This is a genomic window from Streptomyces kebangsaanensis, from assembly GCF_001906585.1.
Classification (GTDB): domain Bacteria; phylum Actinomycetota; class Actinomycetes; order Streptomycetales; family Streptomycetaceae; genus Streptomyces; species Streptomyces kebangsaanensis.
The window spans coordinates 85,759-92,839 of sequence record NZ_JUJA01000140.1 but is presented as its reverse complement, the minus strand read 5'-3'; the positions used below and the strand labels follow the sequence as shown (position 1 = coordinate 92,839).

The window sequence follows — 7,081 nt, the reverse complement described above, 5'->3', positions numbered from 1 at the left end:
CGGCGGCCCCGCCGCGGTGGTCCCCGTCGCGGCGGTCCCCGCCGTGGTGGTCCCCGTCTCCGCGGCCCTGGTCCTCGATCTGGTGACCGCCCGGCCCCGGGCCTCCCTCGCGCCGGTCGTGGTCGTCACGGCAGTTGATGCGGAAGAGCTTCTCCTTGCCGGGTGTGGTGCCGACGGTCCAGATGAGCTTGTACTGCCCGTCGGCCAGCACCAGCGGTTCGGTGCGGCCGACCCCGGCGCCGAGGGCGATGGTGCCGTTGACGGTGGCACTGGTGGGCAGTGGAGGCTGCGCCTGGATGGTGTAGGCGATGGCACCGAGGCTGTCGAAGTTGACGGCCTCGAGATAGAACCGGCACACCACGGGGTCGTCCTTCGGGACGCCGAAGGGTACGCCCACCCGGTGGATCCTGATGTCGCCGCCCTCCCCGAGGGCCGTGGCGACGGGCGCCGCCAGCCACGTGGCACCCGCCGCGGTCAGGGCCGTCAGAGCGGCGGTGACGCCGACGCGGGAGCCGAAGATGCGTGGGAGTGTCAGGGTGGGCATGCGCATTCCTCCGAGTCAGCCGATTTTCATACAAATCGCTTTTCTAACTGACTCTCTTTCACATCCGTCCGCCCGAGGCCGTGACCCTCGCCCGACGCGCCGCCGGACACCGCCCAACCGGGCCAACCGGGCCCCTTCCCGCCGGCGGCGCGGGACCCGGCGCGTGCTCACCCCCCGGCGGTCACTTCGACGGGGAATCCGTTGAGGACCGCGTTGCCCGAGAGGGGGTCGAGCCGGCTGCCGTCGAGGAGCTGGTTGACGTTGACGCCGGGAGTGGTGGAGGCGTGGGTCAGGCGGGTGCCCGGACGGTCGTGGCCCCAGCCGTGGGGAAGGCTGACCACGCCGGGGCGTATGCGGTCGGTGACCTCGGCGGGCACGGTCACCTCTCCGCCGGCGCCCTTGACGCGGACCGGAGCGCCGTCGCGCACGCCGAGGCGTACGGCGTCCTCGGGGTGGATGTGCAGGGTGCAGCGGTTCGAACCGCCGGTGAGAGCGGGCACGTTGTGCATCCAGCTGTTGTTGGAGCGCAGATGGCGGCGGCCGACGAGGACGAGCCCGTCCGGGCGCTCGCGCAGGGCCTCGCGCAGACGGGGCAGGTCGTCGGCGATCGGCCGGGGCAGCAGCTCGACCCTGCCACTGACGGTCTTCAGCCGCTGGGGCAGCCGGGGCCGCAGCGGGCCGAGGTCGATGCCGTGCGGGTGGGCGAGGAGCCTGTCCAGGTTCAGCCCGTCGGGTCGTACGCCGAAGCCGTCGCCGTAGGGGCCGAGCCGCAGCATCATGTCCAGCCGCCGTTCGGGGCCGTTCTCGCCGGTGAGGTGCGCGGCGAGTTCGCGCGGGTCGCGGCCGTGGACGGGTGAGTGCGGCTCCCCGACCGCCTTGCGGAGGGTCTGCTCGATCACCAGGGCGTCGACGGCCGCCGGGTCGGTGCCGTGCCCGCCCGTGGCGGCCAGGACCAACCGGGCGAGGATCTCGGTCTCGGCCATCCTGCCGGGCTCCAGGGGGACGGCGGGGCGGGTGTAGCGGACCTGGTTGCGCACGGCGAGGGCGTTGAACGCGAAGTCGTGGTGCGGGCTCTGCGAGGGTGGCGGCGGGGGCAGTACGACGTGGGCGTGGCGCGAGGTCTCGTTCAGGTACGGGTCGACACCGACCATGAAGTCGAGGGAGTCCAGCGCTTCGTCCAGCCGGTCGCCGTCGGGGGCGGACAGCACGGGGTTGGCGGCGACGACGACGAGCGCGCGGATCGGCTCGCCCTCCGCGGTGACGGTGTCGATCTCCTCGGCGAGCGCCGAGATCGGCAACTCCCCCTTGGCCTCCGGGTGGTTGCTCACCCGGGAGTGCCAGCGGCCGAGCGCGAAGCCGCGGCCGGGCCCGACGGGGCGGGGCGTCCGGTCGGTGGCGGCCTGCGGGAAGAGGACGCCGCCGGGGCGGTCGAGATTGCCGGTGAGGATGTTGAGGACGTCGACGAGCCAGCTGGCCAGAGTGCCGTGCGGGACGGTGCAGCTGCCGATGCGGCCGTAGACGGCGGCCGTGGGGGCGGCGGCGAGTTCGCGGGCGAGGGCGCGGATGGTCACGGCGTCGATGTCGCACGTCTCCGCCACGGCCTCGGGAGTGAAGTCCCGTATTGCGTCCCGGAGTTCGTCGACTCCTTGGACGTGCGGGGCGAGGTGGGCGAGGTCGGTCAGGTCCTCCTCGAGGAGGACGTGTGCCATCGCCGCGAGCAGCAGGGCGTCGGCGCCGGGGCGGATGGCGAGGTGCCGGTCGGCGAGTTCGGCGGTGCGGGTGCGGCGCGGGTCGACGACCGTGAGGGTGCCTCCGCGGGCCCTGAGCGCCCTGAGCCTGCCGGGGAAGTCGGGGGCGGTGCACAGACTGCCGTTGGACTCCAGGGGATTGGCGCCGATCAGGAGCAGGTGGGCGGTGCGGTCGAGGTCGGGGACGGGAATGGCGCCCGCGTCGCCGTAGAGCAGCCCGCCGGCGACGTGCTTGGGCATCTGGTCGAGCGTGGAGGCGGTGAAGACGCTGCGGGTGCCCAGGGCGCCGAGCAGGAGGGGCGGGTAGAGGGCGCCGGCCACGGTGTGCACGTTGGGGTTGCCGAGGACCACGCCGACGGAGTGCGGGCCGTGGCGCTCGACGACCGGCCGGATCCCGGCGGCCACCGCGTCGAACGCCTCCTCCCAGGTGGCCTCGCGCAGCTCGCCGTTCTCGCGCACGAGCGGGACGCGCAGCCGGTCCGGGTCACCGTCGAGGGCCGGGAAGGCGGCGCCCTTGGGACAGATGAACCCCCTGCTGAACACGTCCTCGCGGTCACCGCGGGCGCCGGTGACGCGTGTGCCGTCGATGGTGAGCGTCAGCCCGCAGGTGGCCTCGCACAGGGGACAGATGCGCAGGGCGGTGCGGGACACGGGTCCTCCCGGAGGGCCTCGGCTGCGGTGCGGGACGGAGCGAGCATACCGACCGGTATGCACGGAGGGGAGGCCTGCCGGGAAGGATGGCCGGAACCCTTTCGCGCGGTGTCCGGCGCGGGCGGCGTCCGGGTGGACTCAGTCCAGCGCCCGCTCCAGGTACGCCCGCAGCATCACCCGCGTCTCCTCGATGATCCGCTCGTCGCCCTGCGGGTCGACGCGGAAGGCGAGCTGGACGAGGGTGTCGGCGGTCTCGACGGCGATCAGGAAGGTGCGGCGCAGGTCGTCGTCGGGCTCGCGGCGCAGATGGCCGGAGAGCAGGTCGGTGAGGCGGTCGGCGACGCGGCGGTTGGGCTGGGCCCGGCCGGTGCCGACGGGGATCTGGTTGCCGAAGTCGACCAGGCAGAAGCCGGGGGCGGTCCGCTTCATCTCCAGGTACTCCCCGAGCACGGCGTCCATGGCGGCGTGCCAGCCGCCGCCCCCGGTCTCCTTCAGGCGCTCCGTGACGCGCTCGGTGAAGCGTTCGAGGTTGCGCTGGGCGAGCGCGTCGGCCATCGCGCGTTTGTTGCCGAAGAACCGGTAGACGGAACCGATGGGCACACCGGCGCGCAGGGCGACGGCACGCGTGGTCAGCGCGTCGTAGCCGACCTCGTCGAGGAGGTCGGCGCAGGCGTCGAGAATCCTGGTCAGCCGTTCGGCACTGCGCCGCTGCACGGGCGCGCGGCGTAGCGGGGTCGCGTGGGGCACGGCTTCATCATGCCCGCCCCCCACGATCGGGTGAAGCGGGCCTTCCGGTTGGAGCGGTGGGCGTCGGGGCCGGGGGCGACTCCGGTGGTTCCTGAGGAGAAGCCGTTATGTCGGCCGTGCTCTGGACCGGTTCGCCGGCGGTCGCCCAGACCGTGCCGTCGTCGGCGCACAGGCGGGCGGTGACCTGGTGGGTGCCGTGGGGGAGCAGGTGGGCGGGCAGGCGGTAGGCGGGGGTGCGCAGGCGGGCCACGAGCCTGCCGTCCACCAGTAGGTGCGCGAGGCCGCGGCCGGGCGTCGCCCGGGCCTCGGTGCCGGCCGGTGAGAAGCGGAAGCGGCGGACGGTCAGCCGCACGTCCCAGTCGCCGTCGGCGTCCGGCTGGACCTCGACGCCGACCTCGGGAGCGCTCCTCCGGTCCACCTCGCGGTAGCGCCGTCCCTCCTCGTCGGTGTGGTCGAGGAGTTTGCCCACGGACGCGGACGGCTCCCGTTCCGCACCCCCGTGCGCATCGTCCGATCCGCAGCCCGCCGGCCCGGCGAACAGCAGGGCACAGACCGCGAGCACAGCGAGTGGTCCCCGCGTCCACGACAGCATGACGGGGAGCGTAGAGCAGCCGTACGGCCGGCCGGATCCCCCTGGAGTCTGGTTCCGGCCCTCCCTCGGGAGTAGGGGGTCTTGCGCCCCGGAAAACGCAATCCTACGGTGTCCCATAGGAATCAGGTTGCAAGGGAGCGATCATGAGCGGGGACGACGCACGCAAGACCGCCGAGGGACTGGCCTACCTCTCCGGTTTCGGCAACGAGCACAGCTCGGAGGCGGTCGCGGGGGCGCTGCCCGAGGGCCGCAACTCCCCGCAGCGCGCCCCCCTCGGGCTGTACGCGGAGCAGCTCAGCGGTACGGCGTTCACCGAGCCCCGCGCCCACAACCGCCGCTCGTGGCTGTACCGCATCCGCCCCTCGGCCGCCCACCCGGCGTTCACCCGCACCGGCAACGGCACGCTGCGCACGGCGCCGTTCACCCAGGCCGCGCCCGACCCGAACCGGCTGCGCTGGAACCCGCTGCCCGACCCCTCCCCCGGCACGGACTTCCTCGCCGGCCTGTGGACCCTCGGCGGCAACGGCGACGCCACCCAGCGCACCGGCATGGCCGTGCACCTGTACCACGCCGACTCCTCGATGGAGCGCGTCTTCAGCGACGCCGACGGCGAGCTGCTGATCGTCCCGGAGCGCGGCGGACTGCTGCTGCGCACGGAGTTCGGCATGCTGCACGCCGAGCCCGGCCATGTGGCGCTGATCCCGCGCGGGGTGCGCTTCCGCGTCGACCTCCTGGACGCCACCGCCCGCGGTTACGTCTGCGAGAACTACGGCACCCCCTTCCGCCTCCCCGACCTCGGCCCCATCGGCGCCAACGGCCTCGCCGGCGCACGGGACTTCATGGCCCCCGTCGCCGCGTACGAGGACGTGGACGGACCGGTGGAGGTGGTGAACAAGTTCTGCGGCAACCTGTGGACCGCCACCTACGACCACTCCCCGCTCGACGTCGTCGCCTGGCACGGCAACCATGTGCCGTACGTCTACGACCTGCGCCGTTTCAACGTCATCGGCACGATCTCGTACGACCACCCGGACCCGTCGATCTTCACGGTGCTGACCTCGCCCTCCGACACCCCGGGCCTGGCCGGCATCGACTTCGTGGTCTTCGCACCGCGCTGGCTGGTGGGCGAGGACACCTTCCGGCCGCCGTACTTCCACCGGAACGTGATGAGCGAGTACATGGGCCTGATCGAGGGCGCCTACGACGCGAAGGCGGAGGGCTTCGTGCCGGGCGGCGGCTCGCTGCACAACATGATGTCGGCGCACGGCCCGGACCGGGAGACGTTCGACCGGGCGAGCACGGCGGAGCTGAAGCCGCAGAAGGTCGACGACGGGCTGGCGTTCATGTTCGAGACCCGCTGGCCGGTGACGCTCACACCGCACGCGGCGCGGGCCGAGCACCTGCAACAGCGCTACGACGACGTGTGGCAGGGCCTCGAGCGGCACTTCCGCCCCTTGCCCTGATCGACTCCCTACCGGTACGGATGGCCCGTGACCTCCTTCGCCCCGGACTCGATCGTCCTGAACCGCAAGCTGCCGCTGTGGTACCAGGTGTCGCAGTCGCTGCGCGCCTCGATCCTCGGCCGCTCGCCCCGGGACCCGCTGCGCCTGCCCACCGAGGAGCAGCTGGCGGGGCACTACGGCGTGAGCGTGCTGACCATGCGGCAGGCGCTGAAGGAGCTGGAGGACGAGGGCCTGATCTCCCGTCACCGGCGGCGCGGCACGTTCATCGAGCCGGACGCCCGACGGGGTGCCCCGGTCCGGCTGCTCGGCTCGGTGGACGCGATCGTGGCCCAGCAGTCCGGCATGACCACCGAGCTGCTGGACCACGGCACGGCGCCCGTGCCCGCCGAACTCGCCGAGTTCTTCCCGGACCTGGGCGAGGTGGCGACGTACCACCGGCTGCGCAGCGACGAGAGGACCGGTGAGCCGACCAACCACGCCCGCAACCACGTCCGTCCGGAGCTGGCCCGGCGCATAGCCGTGGACGACCTGCTGCGGTGGCCGATGACCAAGGTGCTGCGGGACGTGGTCGGCACGGACATCAGCCGGATCACGGACACCGTGGAGGCGCGGCTGGCCGACCCGGAGACGGCCCGGCTCCTCGAAGTCCCGCTGCTCAGCCCGATCCTGCACTACACGGGGATCACCTACGACGCGGCGGGGCGGCCGCTGGACGTGGCGGTCATCCACTACCGCGGGGACCGCTTCTCCTTCTCGGTCACCCTCGACGCCACCTGAACCGGCCGTCGGGCGGGTCCTGTCGTCGCATTCCCGACGTCCGCCCGAAGGGCGGGCTCCGCGGCGTCATGGGGGTCCCCTGCTCGAAGAGCTTGGGGGTGGGGGTCCCCCCTGCTCGAGCGGAGCCGAGAGCTTGGGGGAGCGTGCCAGGCGCCGCGGAGCAGGCGGGAATCCGACGACAGGACCCAGGTCGTACGATGCCCGGCGTGACGCACGACGACGCTGTGCCGCTGGCCGACCTCATGCCGTGGTCCGTCGCACCGCCGCGACTCGGGCGGGGGTGGCCGGCGGCGCCCGACGCGGGCTGTCTGAGGGCCCGCTGGGACGCCCTGCTGAAGGCCGAAGGCCCCGACCGGGAGGCCCTGTTCGAGCCGACGCGCTCGCGGACGCCGTACACGGCGGTCGGGCAGCTGCCGGGCCGGACCGGCGGCACCGAGAAGCTGGTCCGCGCCTCGGGGGCGTGCCCGGAGCCGGTACGCGTGCTGGTGGCGCCCTTCGACGAGCAGTGGCTGATCCCCGACCACCGCCTGATCGACGCGGCCCGCCCCGAGCTGTGGCG

General features: G+C 73.2%; 7 protein-coding genes. 3 read left to right on the top strand and 4 right to left on the bottom strand.

What is annotated here, in order from left to right; genetic code table 11:
* The 4 genes from RH94_RS20635 to RH94_RS20620 all read right to left on the bottom strand — a co-directional run.
* Positions 1–544 (bottom strand): hypothetical protein (locus RH94_RS20635; protein ID WP_234425911.1); only part of this gene is annotated, 544 nt, incomplete at its 3' end.
* A 167-nt stretch (positions 545–711) separates the two neighbouring features.
* Entirely contained in the window at positions 712–2,943 is a 2,232-nt protein-coding gene (locus RH94_RS20630) for a molybdopterin oxidoreductase family protein (protein WP_073948991.1), read from the bottom strand.
* 138 nt (positions 2,944–3,081) lie between these two features.
* Positions 3,082–3,690 carry a TetR/AcrR family transcriptional regulator gene (locus RH94_RS20625; protein WP_107428777.1) on the bottom strand — a complete coding sequence of 203 codons (609 nt, stop codon included), beginning with the start codon at positions 3,688–3,690 and terminating at the stop codon, positions 3,082–3,084.
* A 7-nt stretch (positions 3,691–3,697) separates the two neighbouring features.
* A complete protein-coding gene (locus RH94_RS20620; protein WP_073949017.1) occupies positions 3,698–4,279 on the bottom strand; it encodes a hypothetical protein in 582 nt (193 codons plus the stop codon).
* Positions 4,280–4,425: 146 nt separating this feature from the next.
* Here RH94_RS20620 and hmgA point away from each other — a divergent pair, with 146 nt between their 5' ends.
* The 3 genes from hmgA to RH94_RS44035 all read left to right on the top strand — a co-directional run.
* On the top strand, positions 4,426–5,745 hold the full coding sequence (gene hmgA, locus RH94_RS20615) for a homogentisate 1,2-dioxygenase (RefSeq protein ID WP_073948989.1): 1,320 nt from the start codon (positions 4,426–4,428) through the stop codon (positions 5,743–5,745).
* A gap of 27 nt (positions 5,746–5,772) precedes the next feature.
* The gene (locus RH94_RS20610) at positions 5,773–6,522 is read left to right on the top strand and encodes a GntR family transcriptional regulator (RefSeq protein WP_073948988.1); all 750 of its coding nucleotides are present in this window, start codon (positions 5,773–5,775) and stop codon (positions 6,520–6,522) included.
* A gap of 197 nt (positions 6,523–6,719) precedes the next feature.
* Positions 6,720–7,081 (top strand): type ISP restriction/modification enzyme (locus RH94_RS44035; protein WP_324614294.1); only part of this gene is annotated, 362 nt, incomplete at its 3' end.